This window comes from Escherichia sp. KTE172, from assembly GCF_000408845.1.
Lineage (GTDB): Bacteria > Pseudomonadota > Gammaproteobacteria > Enterobacterales > Enterobacteriaceae > Escherichia > Escherichia coli.
The window spans coordinates 4,149,107-4,172,920 of sequence record NZ_KE137316.1; the positions used below are offsets into that span (position 1 = coordinate 4,149,107).

Genomic DNA, 23,814 nt, shown 5'->3' on the forward strand with positions numbered 1-23,814 from the left:
ATTTTGCCAATTTGGTAAAACAGTTGCATCACAACAGGAGATTGCAATGACGTTACCGAGTGGACACCCGAAGAGCAGATTGATCAAAAAATTTACCGCACTAGGCCCGTATATTCGTGAAGGTAAGTGCGAAGATAATCGATTCTTTTTCGATTGTCTGGCTGTATGCGTCAACGTGAAACCGGCACCGGAAGTGCGTGAGTTCTGGGGCTGGTGGATGGAACTGGAAGCGCAGGAATCCCGTTTTACCTACAGTTACCAGTTTGGTCTGTTCGATAAAGCAGGCGACTGGACGAGTGTTCAGATAAAAGATGCCGAAGTGGTTGAACGACTGGAGCACACCCTGCGTGAATTTCACGAGAAGCTGCGTGAGCTGCTGGCGACGCTGAATCTGAAGCTGGAACCGGCGGATGATTTTCGTGATGAACCGGTGAAGTTAACGGCGTGAGTGAAATGTGCCGGATGCATCACATCCGGCAATATCCATTAAAACTGATAGGTCATGCCAACCGCGACAATATCATCATTATTGATGTTCAGCTTATTATCGCTATCCAGTTGGTTTATTTTATAATCAACAAATGCCGACATATTTTTGTTGAAATAATACGTAGCACCAACATCGATATAATTGACCAGATCTTCATCACCGATGCCTTCAATATCTTTCCCTTTCGATAAGACATAACCCAGCGACGGACGCAGACCAAAGTCAAACTGGTATTGGGCGACCGCTTCAAAGTTCTGTGTCTTATTGGCAAAGCCGCCAGTTATTGGCGTCATTTTGCGTGTTTCAGAATAGAAAGTTGCCAGATAAATATTATTGGCATCGTATTTCAGACCTGTTGCCCATGCTTCTGCACGCTTGCCTGTGCCACGGCTTTGCAGGTTCTGCTCGTTAGTGCGATCGGAGTTGGTATAGGCCCCACTGATGGCGAAATCGCTGCCACCAAAGTCATATGTCAATGACGTACCGAAGCCATCGCCGTTTTGCTTTTTAACGTCGCGGTTTTCGTTTTTCCCTTGATATTGCAGGGTTAAGTTCAGGCCATCGATAACGCCGAAGAAGTCAGTGTTACGGTAAGTGGCCAGACCGCTGGCGCGTTTGGTCATAAAGTTGTCGGTCTGCGCCGAGGAGTCGCCACCAAATTCCGGGAACATATCGGTCCAGGCTTCCACGTCATACAGCGCGCCCAGGTTACGACCATAATCGAAAGAACCCAAATCTTTATATTTCAACCCGGCAAAAGCGAGACGCGTTTTTTGCTGTGCAGTATCACTCTCCGCTTTATTACCGGCAAACTCTGCTTCCCAACGACCATAACCAGTCAGTTGATCGTTAATTTGTGTTTCGCCTTTAAAACCAAAACGGATATAACTCTGGTCGCCATCTTTACTGTCGTTATCACTCATATAATGCATGGCTTTAACTTTGCCATAGACATCCAGTTTATTACCGTCTTTGTTATATATTTCTGCGGCCTGTACGGATGCAGATGCCACAATGCCCATCACCACTAATGCCAGAGTGCTCTTTTTCATTTTCATTCCTGATTTTAATTAACGCGCGAATATTCAGCGGGAGAGTCCCGTTGAAAACAGGAAAGTTTTTAACCTGAGATTGTTAAAGATATATTACAGATTAATAATATTCTTAAAATGTGGTAATTTATTAAATCTGTAATAAAAGCGTAAACAACTGCCGCTACGCTTGCTGATCCCGCGCAACAAAACGCCATGCTTTGCTCGCAGATGGTTGGCAACCGACGACAGTCCTGCTAAAACGTTCGTTTGATATCATTTTTCCTAAAATTGAATGGCAGAGAATCATGAGTGACAGCCAGACGCTGGTGGTAAAACTCGGCACCAGTGTGCTAACAGGCGGATCGCGCCGTCTGAACCGTGCCCATATCGTTGAACTTGTTCGCCAGTGCGCGCAGTTACATGCCGCCGGGCATCGGATTGTTATTGTGACGTCGGGCGCGATCGCCGCCGGACGTGAGCACCTAGGTTACCCGGAACTGCCAGCGACTATCGCCTCGAAACAACTGCTGGCGGCGGTAGGGCAGAGTCGACTGATTCAACTGTGGGAACAGCTGTTTTCGATTTATGGCATTCACGTCGGGCAAATGCTGCTGACCCGTGCTGATATGGAAGACCGTGAACGCTTCCTGAACGCCCGCGACACCCTGCGAGCGTTGCTCGATAACAATATCGTTCCGGTAATCAATGAGAACGATGCTGTCGCTACTGCAGAGATTAAGGTCGGCGATAACGATAACCTTTCTGCGCTGGCGGCGATTCTGGCGGGTGCCGATAAACTGTTGCTGCTGACCGATCAAAAAGGTTTGTATACCGCTGACCCGCGCAGCAATCCGCAGGCAGAACTGATTAAAGATGTTTACGGCATTGATGACGCACTGCGCGCGATTGCTGGCGACAGCGTTTCAGGCCTCGGAACTGGCGGCATGAGTACCAAATTGCAGGCCGCGGACGTGGCTTGCCGTGCGGGTATCGACACCATTATTGCCGCGGGCAGCAAGCCGGGCGTTATTGGTGATGTGATGGAAGGCATTTCCGTCGGTACCCTGTTTCATGCCCAGGCGACCCCGCTTGAAAACCGTAAACGCTGGATTTTCGGTGCACCACCTGCGGGTGAAATCACGGTAGATGAAGGGGCAACCGCCGCCATTCTTGAACGCGGCAGCTCCCTGTTGCCGAAAGGTATTAAAAGCGTGACTGGCAATTTCTCGCGTGGTGAAGTCATCCGCATTTGCAACCTCGAAGGTCGCGATATCGCCCACGGCGTCAGTCGTTACAACAGCGATGCATTACGCCGTATTGCTGGACACCACTCGCAAGAAATTGATGCAATACTGGGATATGAATATGGCCCGGTTGCCGTTCACCGTGATGACATGATTACCCGTTAAGGAGCTGGCCGATGCTGGAACAAATGGGCATTGCCGCAAAGCAAGCCTCGTATAAATTAGCGCAACTCTCCAGCCGCGAAAAAAATCGCGTGCTGGAAAAAATCGCCGATGAACTGGAAGCACAAAGCGAAATCATCCTCAACGCTAACGCCCAGGATGTTGCTGACGCGCGTGCCAATGGCCTTAGCGAAGCGATGCTTGACCGTCTGGCACTGACGCCCGCACGGCTGAAAGGCATTGCCGATGATGTGCGCCAGGTGTGCAACCTCGCCGATCCGGTGGGGCAGGTGATTGATGGTGGCGTACTGGACAGCGGCCTGCGTCTTGAGCGTCGTCGCGTACCGCTGGGGGTTATTGGCGTGATTTATGAAGCTCGCCCGAACGTGACGGTTGATGTCGCTTCGCTGTGCCTGAAAACCGGTAACGCAGTGATCCTGCGTGGTGGCAAAGAAACCTGTCGCACTAACGCTGCAACGGTGGCGGTGATTCAGGACGCCCTGAAATCCTGCGGCTTACCGGCGGGTGCCGTGCAGGCGATTGATAATCCTGACCGTGCGCTGGTCAGTGAAATGCTGCGTATGGATAAATACATCGACATGCTGATCCCGCGTGGTGGCGCTGGCCTGCATAAACTGTGCCGCGAACAGTCGACGATCCCGGTGATCACAGGTGGTATAGGCGTATGCCATATTTACGTTGATGAAAGCGCGGAGATCGCTGAAGCATTAAAAGTGATCGTCAACGCGAAAACTCAGCGACCGAGCACATGTAATACGGTTGAAACGTTGCTGGTGAATAAAAACATCGCCGATAGTTTCCTGCCCGCATTAAGCAAACAAATGGCGGAAAGTGGCGTGACGTTACACGCTGATGCAGGTGCACTGGCGCAGTTGCAGACAGGCCCCGCGAAGGTGGTGGCTGTTAAAGCGGAAGAGTATGACGATGAGTTTCTGTCATTAGATTTGAACGTCAAAATCGTCAGCGATCTTGACGATGCCATCGCCCATATTCGTGAACACGGCACACAACACTCCGATGCGATCCTGACCCGCGATATGCGCAACGCCCAGCGTTTTGTTAACGAAGTGGATTCGTCCGCTGTTTACGTTAACGCCTCTACGCGTTTTACCGACGGCGGTCAGTTTGGACTGGGTGCGGAAGTGGCGGTAAGCACACAAAAACTCCACGCGCGTGGCCCAATGGGGCTGGAAGCACTGACCACTTACAAGTGGATCGGCATTGGTGATTACACCATTCGTGCGTAAATAAAACCGGGTGATGCAAAAGTAGCCATTTGATTCACAAGGCCATTGACGCATCGCCCGGTTAGTTTTAACCTTGTCCACCGTGATTCACGTTCGTGAACATGTCCTTTCAGGGCCGATATAGCTCAGTTGGTAGAGCAGCGCATTCGTAATGCGAAGGTCGGAGGTTCGACTCCTCTTATCGGCACCATTTAAATCAAGTAGTTACCTCACATTCAATTACACCACATTTTCCTCCTGTGCCGTATTTGTGCCATTGTAACCCTGGCAATTCATCAAAATACTGTTCTGACATCAGGCAGTGCAGGTGCAGACATTTAAGCCAATTGCTGCCGCCATTCCTTGACGTGGTCAATCAGGGCGCGGAGCTTTGGTGCAATATTGCGACGCTGTGGGAAATACAGATAGAAGCCCGGAAATTGTGGAAGAAAGTCATCAAGCAGCGATACAAGCTTACCGCTTTCAATATATGGCCTGAAAGTTTCCTGAGTGGCAATTGTTATGCCTGCGCCGGCAAGAGCCAGCCTCAACATCAGACGCAGATCATTCTGCTAATCCCACCGATGCTTCGGTCTGGAGTGGTAAATTAATATTGGACACAGTTTTATTTTCTCTCTTTTTCGAGGGCTATATGAACAGGAAGAATACATCCCTAAGCGGTTAATGCTGGCGTAATCAATAGACCAGCATTAATCACGGATGATTACCAATCAGACAGATATGGTTAAATCGTCGAATTCATAATTAATACTTTTTCTTACGCCGCTGAACAGCTTGAAAAGGATACATATTTTAAATATCAGTGAAGTGAACAGTTTATTGCCGTTATTAATAGAGATGGAGGAATAAATACGCGTATTCTACTATTGCAACAAAAACAACGATGATGATCAGTTTTCATAATGAAGTAACCTGACAGATATAAAAATGTTGATTGAGGCTCAATGCCCGGATGAAGGTTGTCGAGGGAGCCAGGTGGTTTTTTCTTTTGGGTGATCTCCATTGCTGGATAGTCCCCTCTTTCTCGCTCAAAGCAGACCCTGGAATTGAACGCAGAGGGACTACCTGACACAATTTTGCACAGTGAAGAGTCGGTCGTTATTAACGTTCAGATTTTCAATGTATCAATGACCATCCGCAGGGCGGGGGAGACGTTGCGATGAGGGTAATAGAGAAACAATCCCTCCATTCGCAGGCTGTAACGCTGCAACACCCTGATAAGCTTACCGTGTTCTAAATCATCCGCGACCAGTTCAACAGGAACATAGGCCAATCCGAGGCCCAGCCGGGCTGCTTCTGCTTCCATATAGCTGTCGGATAAGGCCCATTGCCCTTCAGGGCGATGAGTGATTTTTTTATCATCCTGATTGAGTTCCCACTGGTATACGCTGCCGTCGGCAAACTGATAGGCGATACAGGGATGCGCCTTTAAATCCGCCGGGGTTTGCGGAAAACCATAGCGACGAAAATGTTCCGGAGTCCCCACAATTGCCATCTCCATATCGGGCGTGATGCGTACCGCGACCATACCCTGGCCGACTTCAGGCCCCAGGCGGACACCTGCATCGAATCTTTCCTCGATGATATCGACGAACCGGCTCTCATTTATCAGTTCAAGCCGGATATCAGGATATCGCTGTTTAAATACCGCCAGCTTTGGCAGCAGGCATTTATCAATCGCGTGCTGGCTGGCATTGATACGCACCGTGCCGGAGGGCGTCTCTCGATAGTGCGCCAGCGTGGCAAGCCCAAGATCTAACATTTCAAATCCAGATGCCGTCTTCTGGTAGAGCTGCTCGCCTGCTTGTGTCAGCGACAGTTTACGCGTGGTGCGCACTAGCAGCTGGACGCCGAGCCTTTCTTCAAGCTCGCGAACAGAACGGCTGACTCCTGACTGAGCAAGACCCAGCCGCTGAGCCGCTGCGGTAAAGCTGCCTTCCCGCACCACCTGCATAAACAGGTACAGCTCGTTGTAGTTCTCCCTTTTCGCCATTGAAACATCCCCCCTTCATGCCGGCAATCTCCGCATTAATTTATAACAATATGGTATTAATCTTAGCATTAATCGCCCCCTAATCAGCACTAATTCTGCTCATTATAATGACCCCATCAAAGCAAAGCACCGCAGCGTTTTCCGTCGGAAACCTGTATCTCTCTATTGTTTTTTATGGGGATTTTTATGAAAGCCTTCACCCGAACGCTAAAAACCGCGATGCCGACCATGCTGCTTTTCGCATCATTAAGTGGAGTCACGACAATGAGTTATGCTGATTCAACCAATCCTAATGCCCCTGTGTCCATGACAGATAAATGGGATAAAACGTTCGCCGAGAGCCAGAAAGTCGATCACCGTAAAGTCTCGTTCCCGAACCGATATGGCATCACCTTAGTGGGCGATCTTTACCTGCCTAAAGACCGTGGCGATCGCAAGCTGGCGGCGATTGCGGTCAGTGGGCCATTTGGCGCGGTGAAAGAGCAATCCAGCGGCTTGTATGCGCAGACGCTGGCGGAACGAGGGTTTGTTACCCTGGCGTTCGATCCTTCTTACACCGGGGAAAGCGGCGGCTATCCGCGAAACGTCGCCTCACCGGATATCAACACTGAAGATTTCAGCGCGGCGGTGGATTTCTTAGGGCTGCAAAAAGAGGTAGATCGCAACCGTATCGGGCTGCTCGGTATTTGTGGCTGGGGCGGCATGGCGCTGAACGACGTGGCGATGGATACCCGCGTTAAAGCGGTAGCTACCAGCGTGATGTATGACATGAGCCGGGCGATGGGTCATGGTGTGGGGGATGGCAAAGACCGTTATTCTACCGCCGACCGTCGTGCCGTTCTGCAATATCTGAATGAACAGCGCTGGCAGGATGCGCAGAGCGGAACGTTCGCTCACGGTGGTCATGATATTAATGTCGATAGCAACGGCAAGGTCAGTGCGGGCGAGCGCATTCTGCCAGAAACGCTGCCGGCAAATCCTCATCCGGTACTGAAAGAGTTCTTTGACTACTATCGCATGCCGCGCGGCTTCCACGAACGTTCCGTTAACTCTACCGGGGCGTGGACGGCAACGATGCCGCTGTCATTTATGAATATGCCGCTGTTGAGCTACGCCAGTGAAATCACCATTCCGACGCTGATTGTGACCGGTGAGAAAGCACATTCACGCTATTTTGCTGAAGATGCTTACAAGGCGGTTGGCAGTAAAGACAAAGAGTTGGTGGTGGTACCAGGGGCAAATCACGTGGACCTGTACGATAACGTGGCCGGAAAAATACCTTTCGCGAAGTTCGAACAATTTTTCCAGACCAAACTGAAATAAAACCTCTCCTGAATTGATGCAAAGCCACCGGCCATAGGCTGGTGGCTTTTATCCTGATCTTTGTGAAATTTCACTATGTCGACACTAAGCCAAACACTATCACCTCATCATCAGCGCGCATACTGGGGCGGTATTTTTGCCATGACCCTGTGCGTGTTTGTGCTGATTGCTTCTGAATTTATGCCCGTCAGCCTGCTCACGCCGATTACCCGCGATTTAGGCGTGACGGAGGGGCTTGCAGGGCAGGGGATTGCTATCTCCGGCGCGCAGGCGGTTCTGACCAGCCTGACGCTTTCAACGCTAGCTGGAAAGATGAATCGTAAGTTCCTGCTGCTGGGGATGACGGTTCTGATGGCCGTATCGGGGCTTATTATTGCGCTGGCTTCCAGTTATCTGATGTATATGGTCGGTCGTGCGATGATTGGTGTGGCTATTGGCGGATTCTGGTCGATGTCAGCGGCAACGGCGATTCGTCTGGTGCCGCAGCATCAGGTCACGCGTGCGCTGGCAATTTTCAACGCCGGTAATGCGCTGGCGACGGTCGTGGCCGCACCGCTGGGAAGCTATCTGGGGGCTACGGTCGGATGGCGAGGCGCTTTCTTGTGCCTGGTGCCCATCGCGGTTGTCGCCTTTATCTGGCAGTGCATCAGCCTGCCAAGCATGGATGCGAATAAAAGCCACACTTCATGTGGCGCGGTATTCCGCTTATTTAGCCGCCGCATGGTTGTGGTCGGCATGATAGCTTGTGGCCTGTTTTTCATGGGGCAGTTTGCGCTATTCACCTATGTGCGCCCGTTTCTGGAGTCGGTGACACGGGTTAATTCCTTAGGCTTGTCGTCGATTTTGCTGATTATCGGCGTGGCCGGTTTTATTGGCACGCTGGTTGTTTCGGCATTTCTCAACAGAAAATTCTACCCCACGCTGATGGCCATACCCGGACTGATGGCCGTCATTGCCATCGGTCTGATGCTTACCGGGCATCACGTCTGGACGGTCTCGCTGCTGTTAGGACTCTGGGGCATGCTGGCCACCGCCGCGCCAACCGGATGGTGGACATGGATTGCGCGTACGTTGCCTGACAACGCCGAAGCTGGAGGCGGGCTCATGGTCGCGGTGATTCAGCTCGCCATCGCCCTTGGATCAACGGCAGGAGGCATTGTGTTTGACCGCCTTGGCTGGCAGAGCACGTTTGCTATGAGTAGCGTGCTGCTCCTTTGCGCTGGCGTACTGACCTTTGTTACCGCACGCCAGAAGGCCGGTGCGCTTTAGTCCGGCGAGGGCGCGCGTTGCTGAATAAGTTACACAAGGCGATGAGCGCCCACTATGGGTTGGGCGCTCTTTTAAACGATTTAGGTGATTTTCTAAAACGGCTACTGCAGATTTTTTCTCTTAATTTATGGGTATTTCCCCCGGAGGCGAGAAAGCGCTCTCCACGCCCGGCCGCAAGGATCAGGACGACGGGGGCAGGCATGAATCCTCATCCTGATGGAGACGTACAGAGGCGACTTCTGCCAGCACGGAGAGTGCCAGAGTATGCGCATCCCGGGCTTTGGGGAATATCCCGACGGGTGCCCGGATTTGCGCTGTCTCCTCCCTGGACCATCCCAGCTCGTGGAGCTTTTGCAGACGTAAAGTGTGGGTTCGATAGCTGCCCAATGCGCCGAGATAAAAGGGTTTTGCTTCTCGCGCGGCCTGCAACACTGGCAGCTCCCGGTTGAGATCATGGCACAGCAAAATGACCGCCGTATCGGTATCGATCTGAGCGCTGGCTGAGGCCGGAAAAAGATCGAAGATATGGCTGTCATAGCCTGTGGCTGCTGCAAGACTCGCGGTTGCCTGCGCCTCAAGAGAACGTCCGTAAATCATCAGACTGACGCATGGCCTGAACCCCACCTCAAAGCCATTGAGATTCCAGCCCGTCCGGGTTTGCGTGGGCAGGCACACCAGCGATTGAGCTTGCGGATCGTAGCGCAGACCCGCCGGTTTTCTCTGTTCCAGGCGGTTCAGCACGGCGAGCAGAGGCTGTGCCGAGCGTAGTTTATGGAGCGTCAGCGTGATCCCACCGCCGCAGGGCAGAACGATGTCAAACCACGGCGAACCTTCGCCATAGCAAATTTCGCGATCGCGGCCTGAGCCCATCACCTCCAGCGCTTCAAAAGCGGCAGCGGCCTCCACGCAGCCGCCAGAGACAAAACCGCAGTAACGGCCATCTTCGCGCACCACCATCTGCGCCCCGAGCGGGCGCGCCGCGCCGCCGCGTATCTCCACCAGCGTCACCAGCACCGCTCCTTTACCGGACATTAGCGCCTCTACGGCGAAGCGCAGAATGGTCCGGTGGTCATCGGTGAGAAACGCCTGCTCTGGCTTATGCCAGTGCTCGTCTTTGTCAAAAAGCGAGTATGACATTGTTCCTCCTTAAACCACATCCGGCAGTTTATCGAGCAGCTTATCCAGAGTGATGGGATAATCCCGTACCCGAATACCGGTGGCGTTATACACCGCGTTGGCGATAGCCGCGCTCACGCCGCACAGGCCCAGCTCACCGACACCTTTGGCCTTCATCGGGGAGGAGATGGGGTCGGTATCATCCAGGAAAATCACCTCCTGTTTTGGGATATCCGCATGAACCGGCACCTCATACCCCGCCATATCGTGATTAACGAAGTAGCCCAAACGGTCATCCACCGCCAGCTCCTCCATCAGTGCCGCGCCCATGCCCATAGTCATTGCGCCAATGACCTGGCTGCGTGCGGTTTTCGGATTCAGGATGCGTACTGCAGCACACACAGCGAGCATACGCCGGACCCGAACTTCTCCCGTCGCGCTATGCACGCCGACCTCCACAAAATGCCCGGCAAAGGTCGATTGCTGGTACTCCTTGCTCAGTGTTCCGAATTCAATGCTCTCTTCCGCTGTCAGCCTGCCGCCTGCGGTGGCCTCATGTAGCGTGGCGCTTCGGGTACCGTTGGTAATCTTGCCGTCGGCAAACTGCGACTGCCCAGGATCAAACCCGACTGCCGAGGCAATCATTTCGCGAAGTTTCACACAGGCGGCGTAAACGCCGGAGGTGGAGGTATTCGCGCCCCATTGTCCACCAGAACCCGCAGAAACCGGGAAACTGGAATCGCCGAGGTGAACCGCAACCTGCTCCAGCGGTACGCCAAGCATTTCCGCTGCCGTCTGAGCCAGAATTGTGTAGCTGCCGGTGCCAATATCGGTCATGTCCGTTTCCACGGTAACGGTGCCGTTTTGTTCTAGGTGAACCCGAGCACCCGATTTTTCCAGCAGATTATTGCGAAAGCCCGCCGCAACACCGTGGCCGACTAGCCACTCCCCGTCGCGTACCTGTCCGGGTGTGGCGTTGCGCTGCTTCCAGCCAAATTTATCCGCTCCGGTGCGCAAGCACTCAATAAGCTGACGGCGAGAGAAGCGGCGCGTCGGGTCGGCGGGGTCAACCTGAGTGTCATTCAGGATGCGAAACTCGACGGGATCGATGCCTGCTTTTTCCGCCAGTTCATCGATCGCGATTTCGAGCGCCATCAGACCGGGGGCTTCGCCGGGCGCACGCATGGCGTTCCCTTCCGGCAAATCAAGCGTGGCGAGCCGCAGGCCGGTATGACGATTCGCCCCTGCGTAGAGTAATTCGCTTTGCTGTACCGCCGTTTCCGGCGTGCCGCCGGGCAGGTTTCCGGACCAGCTTTCATGTGAGATAGCAGTGATTTTCCCGCTCTGGTCGGCACCGATACGCAGGTGCTGAAGGGTGGCGGGGCGGTGCGTTGTGTTATTGGGAATAGTGGGGCGGGGGAGCATCACTTTAACCGGACGTTTCACCGCACGGGCGGCGAGGGCCGCCAGCAGCGCATCGCTTCTCAGGAACAGCTTGCCGCCAAACCCTCCGCCGATATACGGGGAGATAATACGCACATTCTCCACGGGCACTTTCAGCGTTTTTGCCAGATCGGTGCGGCACCAGTCAATCATCTGATTTGAGGTCCAGAGGGTAAGCTTATTTCCATCCCAGACGGCCATCGAGGCATGCGGCTCCATCGCCATATGGCTCTGGTCCGGGGTCGTGTAGGTAGCATCAATCTTCACCGCAGCGGAGGTGAAAGCCCCGTCAAAGTCACCAACATTTTTATCGGGCGTGTCTTCCGGCGGCTGACTGACGGCCTGTTTCTCGTCCGCCAGGGAGTAAGCTCCTTTATTACGGCGATAGTGCGCCTGCACCAGCGAGGCCGCCGCTCGTGCCTGTTCGAAGGTCTCGGCCACTACCAGCGCAATGGCCTGATGATAGTGCTCAATAGTGGGGCCGGCTAACAGCCTGGCGGTGTTTTTGTCGCCTTTGCCGAGTGCCCCGGCGTTACTGGCGGTAATGACAGCCAGTACGCCCGGCGCTTTTTGCGCGGCGTCCGTATCAAGGGCGGTGAGGCATCCTTTGGCAATGGCGGAACCGACGATATAACCATAGGCGGCGTTGGGAGCTTCTTCATACCATTCGTAGGCGTAGCGTGCCGTGCCGGTAGTTTTCAGCGGTCCGTCGATGCGGTCATGGGGACGACCGACAACCTTCAGCTGATCGATCGGGTTTTCCCCTGCGGGTTTATCAAATTTCATGCCTGTGCCCTCGCTTCAGCCAGTACGGAGGCAAGCGTTCGCTTCGCCAACAGGAGTTTAAAGGTGTTTTCAGCGGTGGGATGGGCGCTGGCGAACAGCGCGTCATACACGGCCTGCGCCCCCTGGGATAGCTGAGCATTCGCAGCCTCAATGCGCCAGGGCTTATGTGCTACTCCGCCCAGCGCGACGCGCCCGCTGCCGTCAGGCTGAATAATCGCCGCGACCGATACCAGGGCAAAGGCGTAGGAGGCGCGATCGCGCACCTTACGGTAAATATGTTTTCCGCCGAGCGGCGGAGGTAACGTCACCGCAACGATAAGCTCACCGGGAAGCAGGGCGGTTTCAATGTGCGGCGTTTTCCCCGGTGGGTGATAAAAATCAGCCAGTGTGATACTGCGAGTCTTTCCCTCCGGCGTGATGGTTTCCACCACCGCATCCAGCAACCGCATTGCGACCGCCATATCGCTCGGATGGGTGGCAATGCAGGCTTCGCTTACGCCTACCACCGCGTGCTGACGGCTAAAGCCTTCAAGTGCCGCGCAGCCGCTCCCGGGCAGGCGCTTATTGCAGGGCTGATTGGTGTCGTAAAAATAGGGGCAGCGCGTGCGCTGGAGCAGATTACCTGCGGTGGTTGCCTGATTACGTAACTGACCAGACGCGCCAGCGAGCAGGGCGCGGGAGAGTACCGCGTAATCACGACGCACGCGCTCGTGAGCCGCCAGGTCGGTGTTCCGTACCAGTGCGCCGATGCGCAGCCCACCCGCGTCGGTCACTTCAATCTTATCGAGCCCGAGGCCGTTCACATCGATAAGGTGGGTGGGCGTTTCAATTTCCAGCTTCATCAGGTCCAGCAGATTGGTCCCGCCCGCGATAAATTTTGCGCCGGGTACGCGCTGAGCGCTAAGTGCCGCCTCGGCCGGGGTGTTCACTCGTTCATAGGTAAACGCCTTCATGATTTTATCTCCCCCGCAGCGTCTTCAATGGCGGCAAGGATGTTAGCGTATGCTCCACAGCGACAGATGTTGCCGCTCATACGTTCACGGATCTCATCGGCAGTTCTTTCTGGAGGGGAAACCAAATCGACCGTGACGTGACTGGGAATGCCGTCCTGAATCTCTTTTAGCACCGCTACTGATGAGCAAATTTGCCCGGAGGTGCAGTAGCCGCACTGGAAGCCATCATGCTTGATAAAGGCCGCCTGCATGGGGTGAAGATTCTCTGGTGAACCCAGGCCTTCAATGGTGGTGATCTCGGCCCCCTGATGCATGACTGCAAGCGTCAGGCAGGCATTAAGCCTGCGACCATTGACCAGCACGGTACAGGCTCCGCACTGTCCGTGATCGCAACCTTTCTTGGTACCGAACAGATGCAGATTTTCACGCAAAGCGTCCAGTAGCGTGGTTCGGGTATCCACCTCAAGCTGCTCGGTTTTGCCGTTCACTGTAGTGGCACAGTAAATTTGGCCACCTGATTAAAGGTGATATCCTCACCACAACACAAAACAGGTGACTTAATGAACAAGAAAACCAAACGTACTTTCACCCCTGAATTCAGGCTGGAATGTGCACAGCTAATTGTTGATAAGGGCTACTCATATCGACAAGCCAGTGAAGCGATGAATGTCGGTTCTACCACGCTTGAGAGTTGGGTGCGCCAGCTCAGGCGAGAGCGTCAGGGGATTGCGCCCTCTGCCACACCTATTACTCCAGACCAGCAACGTATCCGCGAACTGGAAAAGCAGGTTCGCCGCCTGGAGGAACAAAATACGATATTAAAAAAGGCTACCGCGCTCTTGATGTCCGACTCGCTGAACGGTTCACGATAGTTGCCAGACTGAGTGACAGCCACTCAGTTGTCAGCCTCTGTTCTGCTCTGGAAATACACCGCAGCAGTTACCGGTACTGGCGAAAACGACGCGATACGGTTAATCCGGCGCGAGTCAGGTTGTGCAGCGAAATACGCCGGGCGTGGAACCAAAGTAGGGGCTCTGCGGGGGCGCGCACGCTGGCTGAAATGCTGACCCAAAACGGCGTCCCGATGAGCCGTTACCGTGCCGGGCGTCTGATGAAATATCTGAACCTGAGCAGTTGTCAGCCCGGAAAACATCAGTACAAAAATGCTCGTCAGGAACATACCTGTCTGCCGAATCTGCTTGAGCGCCAGTTCGCTGTGCCCGAGCCAGATAGGGTATGGTGCGGAGATATTACGTATATCTGGGCAGGAAATCGCTGGTGCTATCTGGCGGTCGTCATGGATCTTTTTGCCCGCAGGGTTATCGGCTGGAGCCTGTCAGCGAATGCCGATACTGCCCTGATAAGCAGTGCCCTGCGGATGGCGTATGAGGTGCGTGGTCAGCCGCGGGACGTCATGTTCCATAGCGACCAGGGAAGTCAATATACAGGACTGAAATATCAACAACTTCTCTGGCGTTACAGGATAAAGCAAAGTGTCAGCCGACGGGGAAACTGCTGGGATAACAGTCCAATGGAACGCTTCTTCCGCAGTCTGAAAACAGAATGGGTGCCAACCGATGGCTACACAGGCAAAGACGTGGCCCGGCAGCAAATCAGCAGTTATATTCTGAATTATTACAATAGCGTCAGGCCTCACCATTATAACGGAGGGCTGACGCCGGAAGAGTCAGAGAACAGATACCATTTTTACTGTAAAACCGTGGCCAGTATTACTTGACCACTACACACCTTAAGTGTCAGGGGCATTATCTCTGGCGCGGGTGTAGCTGCCGGAACGCTTGCTGCAAGCGTAGAATGAGGATAAACCACGGCGGTCGCCGCCGTTGCGGCGCTGACTTTAATCAGATCGCGACGGGTCAAACTAAAATCGTGCGGCTCGTGCTTCCCAACCCGATTATCTTCGGGGTATTCGCCTTGGTTGCTCATACCAGGCCTCCGGTATTCTAAAGGGGAAAATAAGAGAGCGTTGCGAGAGTGCTGATGCTTTTTTAAACGTTAAGCATAGTCGGTGAGAGCAGGAGGATTATTCTTAAAACGCGAATGCAGCTATGAGCCCGGCTAATTAATTCATATTCGCCGATGACGGGAGCTCGTTTATTGCTTTAGTTGTGCGATGCAAAAACCGATAAGGAAACCTGTGATTGTCAGCTCTGCATCACCCTACAAATCTTTGTCACTTCTAACATAAAAATAGGGAGAAATGATGGTGCTTATATTCATTGGCGATTAGGAAACTATCTTGTTATACAAAACAATACAGTTCTTTACATTTGTCTTGTTTTATGAATACTCCTGAAGAGGTGTATAACATAATGGTACAAGCAGGGTAGATATGAATATATTTGAACAAACTCCACCGAACCGCAGACGTTATGGTCTTGCTGCATTCATTGGGCTGATTGCTGGCGTTGTTTCCGCATTTGTGAAGTGGGGTGCTGAAGTTCCATTGCCGCCACGTAGCCCGGTGGATATGTTTAATGCAGCGTGTGGCCCGGAATCATTAATCAGGGCTGCTGGGCAAATTGATTGCTCCCGTAATTTTCTCAATCCTCCGTATATTTTTCTTCGAGACTGGCTAGGGCTGACAGATCCCAATGCGGCTGTTTATACCTTTGCCGGGCATGTCTTTAACTGGGTTGGCGTTACGCACATTATCTTTTCGATAGTGTTTGCTGTCGGTTATTGTGTGGTTGCTGAAGTATTTCCAAAAATTAAACTCTGGCAGGGCTTACTGGCAGGTGCTTTAGCCCAACTTTTTGTTCATATGATTTCATTCCCTCTCATGGGACTGACGCCACCTCTGTTTGATCTCCCGTGGTATGAGAATGTTTCTGAAATTTTTGGACATTTAGTCTGGTTCTGGTCCATTGAAATTATTCGCAGAGATTTACGAAACAGAATTACTCATGAGCCAGACCCTGAGATCCCTTTAGGCTCAAACAGATAATGCATTGAATAATAAAAATGGCGCAAATGCAGCGCCATTTTTATAGGTTAAAAACATTGCTTTTTACTTTCTGAAGCAGATAGCCAGTGAGTACATCGCGCTACTTCAGGATGCTGTAGATCCGGAGAACACTATAGAGGAAGAGGCATTGTTGCTGGCAGATGGAAGAAGTTTCGGGTTTTGTTATCCCTGAAAAACGAAGCCCCGCGGTTATAGCTGGCGGGGCAGTGCAATTAATTATTGCATATTTATAACGGTGTCAGCCCGTATTTAGCTCTTGCACGATTGCAAGCCTCATTGACGACTCCGTTCTCACCAGACATGGCGAATTCTCTGCATGTGGACGATCGATTTTTATATATCGTGCAGCAGGCATTTTTGCCCGGGGTTCCTGCAAGGGCAATACATCGGGGGTTTTTCTGATTGGTACCGCTCATGCATCGGTGAAAAGGGGATATTTGTTCAGTGAGCCTGGCGGGAATGGTACCGCCAGCATCGTCGGCTTCGGCCCAGTAAAAAGAGACGCGGAAAAATGCACAACAGGCACCACACGTCATGCATGGATTCAGATTGCTCATAATTCACCAGTACAGCTATAAATCGTAAAGAGAACAGCGGTACATCGTATGTAAGAACGTACCGCGGTTGGCTGGGGAACTTTCGATAGTGTGAGTATTGAATGATTTCCAGCCGTTACCGATTTTACGTACTAATTCGTGAATAAACCACTCGTTAGCAGGCTGCCTGGCACCTTTCCGTGTCTCCTGAACACTATGGTGTACATATGAGAAAGCCCATCATTACAGGTGACATTGACGATCGCTTCCACATCATTTAAACGATTATTTGAGTCTCTGAGGTGGAATTCTTCCCTCGACCGATGGATAAGTCTTAGTCCGCCGAAGGGGGCTTAGCCGGACAGGAATCGCTAATCTTAATGAATTTGTCGTTATAGACCAGATAATGATTCCCCGGCTGACGTAACTCAGGCTGATGAACCACGTCTCCCGGACGTAGATACCAGGCATCGCCTTCCTCTTCGGTCGAATCACATCCTGGCTTAATCAGTAGCTTAAACCATGTGTTGCCAGTGTTACTTACCGTTCCTGTCACCTTGTCGAAGGACCATTTAAACTGAACCTGACGAGGTCGTACTACCAGAATGGTATCCATCACCACCACCGGCTCCGTGCTAACCTCGCCGCCGGTTGGGCTGCGTCTTGTCTGGTTGCGAGTGGGGACCTCGCGAAATGAGACCCGGTAGTAGCGCTCGCGGTTATCCCGTGGACCATGATAGTAAAATTTAAAATACTCGCTCTCACCAGCCTGCAACGCCAGCTGGCGGGGGGCGAAAAGCAGTTCACCATCCACCGGTCGGGTGCGCAATTCACTGCTGCCCGGGCTATCGATAGCACTGATGGCAATACGGTATATCCGTGCGCTTTTGTTGTTATTCACTACACGTTTGCTGACAAAGTCAGTCTCGGACGGCAGCGAAAATGTCAGATTGCCGACCGAAATCGCCTGTGTCAAAGGTGCCGCCAGCATACAGACCGCTGTCAGCAGGGCCTTAGTTAATGTTACGCCACGTCGCCTGAACATGAATCTCTCCTGAAGCGCTGACTTCGCCAAACCAGCCGTTATCATCTACCGTACGCAGAGAAATGGCGTTATCCATTGGAATCGAAAATTTGACTGTGGTCTTATCCATCTGCCCCACTTCGCCAGAGATATCAGTCCACGGTGTGGTCAACCACAGCGCATCGGTCATATCCCGCCAGCTATCATCGCACCCGGCATCGTAGGTTTTTGTAGCTCCGTTGCGGGTAATAAAGGAAAGTGTCGCCGGGAACGGTACTTTCGCCTTACCGTCATCGGAGCTGAAGACACAATAGGAGCGCCCGCCAATCACCTGCGCGGGTCCGGTCACCTTGATCAGCACTTCGTCGGCAGCTGTTTTACCGCTGGTGGTTACGATATAGCCGAAATCGAGTGCCGACTCGCCGCTGCCAACATATCCCTCCCGCGACGGTGTCTGAGTATATTCATCGGAGATAATACTGATGCTGAAATCACGGGGTTTGATAATCAGCGTGTTGGAGGTAGAAAATTCATACCAGCCAGACTCCGGTGATGTGGTGTTCTGAAAGCGAAAGTTGAACAGATCTTTGGTGTTGATATCGCTGATCCCCAGGTTCACCATCTGCTTAAAGAAGTTGCTCGAGAAGAAAACATAGATCGAGTCTGCGCTCTTCATCTCGTTGAAGGTGTAGTAATAGGCAGTATTGCTCACCGGTTTCCATGAACTGCCATTCAGACTGAACTGCATATCGTACGCCCCGACGGCCGAGGCTAACGACGAGTTGGCGATCGCCGGGAAGATATGGATTGAGGTGTTGCTGAGTCCGTTTGTTTGCAGGGTATAGTTAACCATCTTACAACTTAATCCTGAACGGCTGCCGATGGTTTGCGTCCGGCAGTCGGCGTTCCCTTCGCCCAGAGTCGGTACTCCGTCGCTGTTGATAAACACCTCCGCCAGCGAGTGGGTATTTATCAACCGTAGATTTGCTGCTTTCGTATGGGTGACGTTGCGAACATACCAGTTGCCGGAGGCCTGATCCTTACAGCGTGCGCCGCTGCTGGCGTCATAGTTCACAGAGGTCTGGCAGGCATTGATGGTCATTGTAAAGCTGCTGCCGACGGGCATTTGTTGCAGATACTGGTAAAACGCGTCTGACAACATGCCGTGCATCCACTTCGCGCCGCCGCTGGTCACCGTCGCGCCATAAAATCCACTGGCGTCGGTGGTTTGCGGCAGGATAAGACTGGTGGTCATATTACACCCTGCGTACCAGTTGATGCAGCGCAAGCCAGTTAAAGGAGATGAAACTGGTGAATTTTCCAGCCACATATCAAACTTCCAGTTGGTATAAAGGCCGGTGTTGTAACCGTTATCAATGTAGCCGAGACTTTGCTGATAGATGGTTCCTGAACCATTGTATTTTAAACCGGTCCAGCGGTTGGCACCGGTCAGGCGCGGATCCAGCGCCCCGCCAGGCGTGACGAAAAAGTTGTCGTCTGAGTTGTTTTCGACAAACACAAACTCGCGTGCCGGAGCATCCGCCCAGGTTGTTTTGCTCACTGCCGCTCTGAGCGCGGTTGCAGGCCAGATTAGCGCAAAGATTATCATCGCTATCAGTAGGTTAACTCTCATTCTCTTCTCCTGTCTGCGTCACCGCCGCCCACGATGAGAGGCCGCTGCAGACCACATCACCGACCCAGACGGCACCGCGCGCCTGGTTGAGTTCCAGCGCCACTTCGCAGGTTTTATTGCCACTGTAGCGAAAATCGATAGTGGGGTATTTCTTATCCACGTCCATGACAAACTCGCCGTTTTCATCGGTTCGAGTTCGGCCGATATGGTTGTTAATCCGTGCGTTAGCCAGCAGTGTGCCGTCTTCCGCACGGATACGACCGGAGACGGTAACCATCTGCTTCACTTCTGGCTCAATGACAGCGACATTGCCTGGATAGAGAGTCAGATGACTTTTGCGGCCGCTGACGATATCGTAGCTGTCGAGTGAGTTTTTGCTGTTCTGTAACTCCACCTCATATCTCCCATAGGGAGAGAGCGGGAGATAGTTACGCTTGCCGTTAAGCGGGAAAATCCGCCCGTTGATTTTGGCGCTGATCTGACCATCGTTCTCCAGGCCAGTGTCGAATATCACCCCAGCGTTGCCATCGGTCTGCCCGCTGGCAGCGATGTTTTTACCCTGCCAGCCGATGCTGCCGTTGGCGGTCAAATTGGTATTGATGTAGCCGTCCGCCGCGCTATTGACGTTCAGCGTTCCGCTGGCGTAACGAGCGTCGAACTGTGCATACGCCCCACCGCTGAGGGTTTTGTCATCACCGGTATCGCCGGAGATGGCTCGTGACAGATTGGCACCAACAGTGCGAATGGTTCCTTCATCAAACTGTTTGCGTGCTGACAGGTTTGCCATGGTGTAGCCGTTTTGATGGGTCATCCCTGCGCTAAACCAGTTGCCCAGTGGTAGCGAGAGATCGAGAGCGATATATTTCCCTGTATTGGCGCTGCTGTCGCCGTTGTTATAGCGCTGAATACCGGCCCGCAGGCCAAGCGAACCAAAGGTACCGCTGTAGACACTTTGATAGTAATCTGCCGTGTAATAATGGCTGTTGTAGCGGCGGTCATCATTGTAGCTGATGCTGAACGTACCCAGCTTCGACCACAGTGAGTTCAGGTTGAGTGTGCCGCCGATTGCACGGTTGTCGGCATCGCTACGTCGCAATTGATTGCCAATGCGGGTTTTTTCCTGGTTAACCCACAGCGAACTGAAGCCTCCAGGTAGAGTGGCGCTGATGCTGGCGATGTTGCTCCATGAGCTGTCACTGGCCAGCATGTTTTGCAGGTTAACGTTGATCGCCCCCCCAAGCGGCAGCGTCAGACGGGTTTCACCCACCGCCTGATTATCGTATCCATATCCCGTTGCCGCCCAGCTAAGCGTACTCAGTGAGCCGGAGGTCGAGGCACCTGCCAGCCAACTCTCTTTAGCTGGTCGCGTCTTTTTCCCGTTTTCCGACCAGCGATCCATATGAAAGCTACCGCCCCATATCTGCCACGCCAGTGGTGCACCGACGCCGCGCCCCCGGCTAAACAGCTTATTGACCCGTTGAGTGCGTTTGCTGATCACGCGACCGTTAACGATGACCTCAACTTCCACATCGTAAATACCGTACGGTAGACCCCGGGTATCCACTTCATGATTGCCCATGGTGAAGTTCTGAACGCTTAGTAGCCGCCCATCACGGGTGAGATGTACTTCGCCCGCCGCCGGTAAAAAGGCGATCACTGGCGTGGCTGACTGGCTGCTGTCGAAGATGGTGGAGCTGGCCTGGTTTCCCCAGGAAAGGCCGTAAATCTTCCCTGCTGAAATGGCGGTCATCGGCCCTAAGGACTGCAAGTTCCAGGTATCGAGCATTCCACCGGCAAATCGGTGACCGGCAAAATCGCGTTCATACATCGCTTTATATAATTCACTGTCCTGTTGACCGCTACCGATCCCGTACAGCGAGCCGTCGAGCACCACGTGATGTTCGCGCAGTGCAGTAACGTTATTCAGCGACAGATAGCTGGATGTGTTGCTCCCGCCGTTACGCAACTGGTTGTTATAGACGCCGAAGTTATAGCTCAGATTACTGCTGAGGGTGTTAACACTGGACTGCCCGATGTCTTCGCTACGTGAGCGTAGTACGGTGCCCAGCGCTTCGCGCTTGACCACCAGCTGCAGCAGCAGTTGGCGCAAGCTGAGATCCAGCTGCGCGTTGTCAGTCAGGGGGATGGTAAGGGCCTCATTGAACGGGGCGTTCGCCAGAGCCATCAGCTGCTGTCGAGTTTGTTCGCTGACACTGGCGTTATCTTCACTCTCTTCCAGCTGTATTTTCCGGATGCGTAGCTGTCCATCATCCAGCCAGATAAAAGCGCTGCCGATTCGCTGATCGTCCTGGCGCCCCTGGCTACCGGCGAGATGAATATAAAGTGGGACGCTCATGCCGTCCTGAAGCGCCTGACTGAAGGCCTGCGGAATAATCACCCCACCTATTTGCTGCGCACTTATGTCAGCAGCGCTGGCATCGGGCTGAACGAACAAAAAGACCATGCCGAAGGCAAACTGGGCTTTCAGTCCTGGGGAGAACCGTCGTAAAGGCATTGTCATTATCCATCTGCACAGCTATCTATTTCACGGGAATGAACTTATCACCCTGCCAAAGTGCAACCCGTCCTTTGTTATCCGCCGTGTCCACGCGGGTAAAACGACGCGACTTGCCCGGCATCAGGTAGTAATTCTCTTTACACTCCTTACCATTGGCGGCTTTCAGGCAGGGGCCGTAGGCGAGGATCCGCAGCGTCGCATTTCCTGTATTTGTCAGGGAGCCGTTGGCGTACTGAAAGTGGTAGTTCGCCTGGCGGGGGGCGACGACCAGAATGGTGCCGATGCGGGCGGAAGCAGTGGCCACAGCGCTACGGTTGGCATTATCGCGCTGCGCATCACTGAGGGCCTGATCAAACCAGACAATGCGGTAGTAGCGCTCTTTTTCATCTGCTGGTCCCTTATAGAAGAAGCGGATCACTTCGCTGGCTTGGGCGGGTAGCAGCAAGCTGGCGGGAGTGAGTAGCAACTCATCCGGCTTGTCCATTGCGATAACCTGCCCGTCGTCAAGCGGTGAAGAGAGCCGTTCGAGACGGATATTGATGAGGCGGCCACTGTCGGTACTGTTTTGGATCGTTTTGCTCAGCGTGCTGCTGTCACTGTTCATAAACGATGATATATCGCCGACATCCAGCGCCTGGGCCGGAGATATTCCGGAAAACAGCAGAGCGAGAGGCAGAAGGTGCTTTTTCATAACAATTCCGTCCAGGAATAAAGCAGGGGGGCTACCCCTGCTGGTACATCAGAGAGATTAACTGGTCCAGGTCGCGTCGAACTGTACGCTAACGTCGCCGCTCCAGATGCCTTCCGGTAGAGTGCTGTAATCGGTTACTGCGGTGGTACCATTGGTGGTGCCGCTGATGATGGAGAAAGTGAAACCATCCTGTGCGGTGGTACGATTGCTGGCATTGTAACCGTTAGCCAGTGGGCTAAGGTTGCCGCCCAGTACGCCGTTGGCGGTATCGATCATCACGGTATCGCCAGTTTTTTCGACTGCCGCGCCGTTATAATCCACGCCCACATTCAGTGTGGAACCTGAGGTATCCAACTGGGTTAAGGTGTTGGTGATAAGACGTGAGGTCAGTTTAAAGGCGGTAGCCGTTGAGTCACCCTCGATAGCCACGTCAAATAGACCTTTCTGTGAGTTAAAACCTTTAATGCCTTCGGCATACTGGAACGCCAGGCTACCGAGTGGCGTCACAACCAGCTTACTGGTGGTGTCTTTTTTGGCTGTTGCTGACCAGGTCGCTACAGCCTGAGCTGTTACGTCAGCAGCCTGCGCCACACCTGAACCGGTAAACACCGTTACCAGAGCTATTGCCAGAACCTTTTTTTTCATTGCTTTTCTTCCCGAGTTGAATTGAGGACGTGATGTCCCTGTGAGTCATTTTTTAAAACTAACTTGCCTGGAGTTTACGGAACCAACTTATATATTTTTGAGTACAGCTTGGCCTCAGCATTACGCCGATGGGTATACACTGTCTTCACACTACAATTTTCAATTCTGGCAATCGATTTAGGCAGCATTCCCTGAGCCGTCATGCGGATAATTTCCATTTCCCGGTCAGTGATTTTATCTTTCTTAATATCTTTTCTCAGGAACCTGCCATTAATCACATAGGCCAGTTCTTTTCTAATATCACGACTCAGTCCAGCGTATACCACGCCCCTAATATTGCTGTTGTAATACCAATAATTTGCTAAGGCTTCTGACTTTCTGGCCGCAATCAATACGACCTGTTTCCCCTTTACCGCGGATAACCACTCATTATCACGGTTTATAAACTCAGTTAAAGAATCCGTATTGAGATTGATAAACACGAAATCTTTTCTGATTTTCTCCAGCGATAGATAAATTAATCTGTCGATATCCACAATCAGTTCAGATAGTCCTTTATAGAAGTAGGCGTCATGGGGAGACCAGATGTATTTATCAGAACGGTTTTGACATTCCATATGGTTTTTAACCTCATAGTCCCTGCTGTAATCATTTTGCCATGTCACTACTTTCCAAACCTGTAATTTTTACAGGTACA

19 protein-coding genes, 1 tRNA gene and 4 pseudogenes are annotated in these 23,814 nt (G+C 52.6%); 8 read left to right on the forward strand and 16 right to left on the reverse strand.

The window, feature by feature from the left end; translation table 11 throughout:
- Nucleotides 1-46 precede the first annotated feature (46 nt).
- Nucleotides 47-448 (forward strand): sigma factor-binding protein Crl, encoded by a 402-nt coding sequence (gene crl, locus G434_RS04610; protein ID WP_000174684.1) that lies wholly within the window; start codon nt 47-49, stop codon nt 446-448.
- Nucleotides 449-486: 38 nt separating this feature from the next.
- Here the strand turns inward: crl and phoE are convergent, their stop codons facing one another.
- A complete protein-coding gene (phoE, locus tag G434_RS04605) occupies nt 487-1,542 on the reverse strand; it encodes a phosphoporin PhoE (RefSeq protein WP_000749881.1) in 1,056 nt (351 codons plus the stop codon).
- A 287-nt stretch (nt 1,543-1,829) separates the two neighbouring features.
- Here phoE and proB point away from each other — a divergent pair, with 287 nt between their 5' ends.
- From proB to G434_RS04590, 3 genes are all read left to right on the forward strand, one after another.
- Nucleotides 1,830-2,933 carry a glutamate 5-kinase gene (gene proB / locus G434_RS04600; protein ID WP_001285288.1) on the forward strand — a complete coding sequence of 368 codons (1,104 nt, stop codon included), beginning with the start codon at nt 1,830-1,832 and terminating at the stop codon, nt 2,931-2,933.
- 11 nt (nt 2,934-2,944) lie between these two features.
- Entirely contained in the window at nt 2,945-4,198 is a 1,254-nt protein-coding gene (gene proA / locus G434_RS04595) for a glutamate-5-semialdehyde dehydrogenase (RefSeq protein WP_000893268.1), read from the forward strand.
- Nucleotides 4,199-4,312: 114 nt separating this feature from the next.
- Nucleotides 4,313-4,388: transfer RNA gene (locus G434_RS04590), tRNA-Thr, on the forward strand.
- Between the two features lie 127 nt (nt 4,389-4,515).
- On the opposite strand, the pseudogene G434_RS0125990 reads toward G434_RS04590, so the two are convergent.
- From G434_RS0125990 to G434_RS04585, 3 genes and pseudogenes are all read right to left on the reverse strand, one after another.
- Nucleotides 4,516-4,746: pseudogene (locus tag G434_RS0125990) on the reverse strand (LysR substrate-binding domain-containing protein); the annotation flags it as partial.
- Between the two features lie 280 nt (nt 4,747-5,026).
- Nucleotides 5,027-5,095 (reverse strand): annotated as a pseudogene (locus G434_RS31000) (hypothetical protein); the annotation flags it as partial.
- 211 nt (nt 5,096-5,306) lie between these two features.
- Nucleotides 5,307-6,191 (reverse strand): LysR family transcriptional regulator, encoded by an 885-nt coding sequence (locus G434_RS04585; protein ID WP_001119037.1) that lies wholly within the window; start codon nt 6,189-6,191, stop codon nt 5,307-5,309.
- 264 nt (nt 6,192-6,455) lie between these two features.
- On the opposite strand from G434_RS04585, the gene G434_RS04580 reads away from it, so the two are divergent.
- Both G434_RS04580 and G434_RS04575 read left to right on the forward strand, forming a co-directional pair.
- Complete coding sequence (locus G434_RS04580) at nt 6,456-7,514, forward strand: alpha/beta hydrolase (RefSeq protein ID WP_001586705.1); 1,059 nt, start codon at nt 6,456-6,458, stop codon at nt 7,512-7,514.
- Nucleotides 7,515-7,655: 141 nt separating this feature from the next.
- Complete coding sequence (locus G434_RS04575) at nt 7,656-8,783, forward strand: MFS transporter (protein ID WP_000171079.1); 1,128 nt, start codon at nt 7,656-7,658, stop codon at nt 8,781-8,783.
- Between the two features lie 180 nt (nt 8,784-8,963).
- On the opposite strand, the gene paoD is transcribed toward G434_RS04575, so the two are convergent.
- From paoD to paoA, 4 genes and pseudogenes are all read right to left on the reverse strand, one after another.
- Nucleotides 8,964-9,920: a molybdenum cofactor insertion chaperone PaoD gene (paoD, locus tag G434_RS04570; protein ID WP_000122401.1), complete on the reverse strand. Its 957-nt coding sequence runs from the start codon at nt 9,918-9,920 to the stop codon at nt 8,964-8,966.
- Nucleotides 9,921-9,929: 9 nt separating this feature from the next.
- Nucleotides 9,930-12,128 carry an aldehyde oxidoreductase molybdenum-binding subunit PaoC gene (gene paoC / locus G434_RS04565; protein WP_000667052.1) on the reverse strand — a complete coding sequence of 733 codons (2,199 nt, stop codon included), beginning with the start codon at nt 12,126-12,128 and terminating at the stop codon, nt 9,930-9,932.
- The gene (gene paoB, locus G434_RS04560; RefSeq protein WP_000643334.1) at nt 12,125-13,081 is read right to left on the reverse strand and encodes an aldehyde oxidoreductase FAD-binding subunit PaoB; all 957 of its coding nucleotides are present in this window, start codon (nt 13,079-13,081) and stop codon (nt 12,125-12,127) included. Before paoB ends, paoC begins: the two co-directional genes overlap by 4 nt.
- Nucleotides 13,078-13,569: pseudogene (gene paoA, locus G434_RS04555) on the reverse strand (aldehyde dehydrogenase iron-sulfur subunit PaoA); the annotation flags it as partial. The gene paoB and the pseudogene paoA, both read right to left, overlap by 4 nt.
- A gap of 36 nt (nt 13,570-13,605) precedes the next feature.
- Between paoA and G434_RS29330 the strand changes: the two are divergent.
- Nucleotides 13,606-14,819, forward strand: a protein-coding gene (locus G434_RS29330) for an IS3-like element ISEc31 family transposase (RefSeq protein ID WP_085949589.1) whose coding sequence is annotated in 2 segments (ribosomal slippage) — nt 13,606-13,900 and nt 13,900-14,819 — 1,215 coding nt in all. Because the reading frame shifts where the segments join, the coding sequence is not laid out codon by codon here.
- 8 nt (nt 14,820-14,827) lie between these two features.
- On the opposite strand, the pseudogene G434_RS28405 reads toward G434_RS29330, so the two are convergent.
- Nucleotides 14,828-15,028: pseudogene (locus tag G434_RS28405) on the reverse strand (twin-arginine translocation signal domain-containing protein); the annotation flags it as partial.
- Nucleotides 15,029-15,434: 406 nt separating this feature from the next.
- Here G434_RS28405 and G434_RS04540 point away from each other — a divergent pair.
- On the forward strand, nt 15,435-16,049 hold the full coding sequence (locus tag G434_RS04540; RefSeq protein ID WP_001019920.1) for a YagU family protein: 615 nt from the start codon (nt 15,435-15,437) through the stop codon (nt 16,047-16,049).
- A 248-nt stretch (nt 16,050-16,297) separates the two neighbouring features.
- Here the strand turns inward: G434_RS04540 and G434_RS0126000 are convergent, their stop codons facing one another.
- The 7 genes from G434_RS0126000 to ecpR form a co-directional block, all read right to left on the reverse strand.
- Nucleotides 16,298-16,627, reverse strand: a complete 330-nt coding sequence (locus tag G434_RS0126000) for a YkgJ family cysteine cluster protein (RefSeq protein WP_001303809.1) — start codon at nt 16,625-16,627, stop codon at nt 16,298-16,300.
- Nucleotides 16,628-16,940: 313 nt separating this feature from the next.
- Nucleotides 16,941-17,651 (reverse strand): fimbrial chaperone EcpE, encoded by a 711-nt coding sequence (ecpE, locus tag G434_RS04535; RefSeq protein WP_001305432.1) that lies wholly within the window; start codon nt 17,649-17,651, stop codon nt 16,941-16,943.
- Complete coding sequence (gene ecpD / locus G434_RS04530) at nt 17,620-19,263, reverse strand: fimbrial adhesin EcpD (RefSeq protein WP_001265646.1); 1,644 nt, start codon at nt 19,261-19,263, stop codon at nt 17,620-17,622. The genes ecpE and ecpD overlap by 32 nt, the downstream gene beginning before the upstream one ends.
- Nucleotides 19,253-21,778, reverse strand: coding sequence for a fimbrial usher EcpC (gene ecpC / locus G434_RS04525; protein ID WP_001131069.1), 2,526 nt, complete (start codon nt 21,776-21,778; stop codon nt 19,253-19,255). Before ecpC ends, ecpD begins: the two co-directional genes overlap by 11 nt.
- Before the next feature lie 25 nt (nt 21,779-21,803).
- Nucleotides 21,804-22,472 carry a fimbrial chaperone EcpB gene (gene ecpB / locus G434_RS04520; protein ID WP_000716404.1) on the reverse strand — a complete coding sequence of 223 codons (669 nt, stop codon included), beginning with the start codon at nt 22,470-22,472 and terminating at the stop codon, nt 21,804-21,806.
- Between the two features lie 57 nt (nt 22,473-22,529).
- The gene (ecpA, locus tag G434_RS04515; RefSeq protein WP_000730980.1) at nt 22,530-23,117 is read right to left on the reverse strand and encodes a common pilus major fimbrillin subunit EcpA; all 588 of its coding nucleotides are present in this window, start codon (nt 23,115-23,117) and stop codon (nt 22,530-22,532) included.
- A 74-nt stretch (nt 23,118-23,191) separates the two neighbouring features.
- Entirely contained in the window at nt 23,192-23,734 is a 543-nt protein-coding gene (gene ecpR / locus G434_RS04510; protein WP_001305433.1) for an ECP biosynthesis operon DNA-binding transcriptional regulator EcpR, read from the reverse strand.
- Nucleotides 23,735-23,814 lie beyond the last annotated feature (80 nt).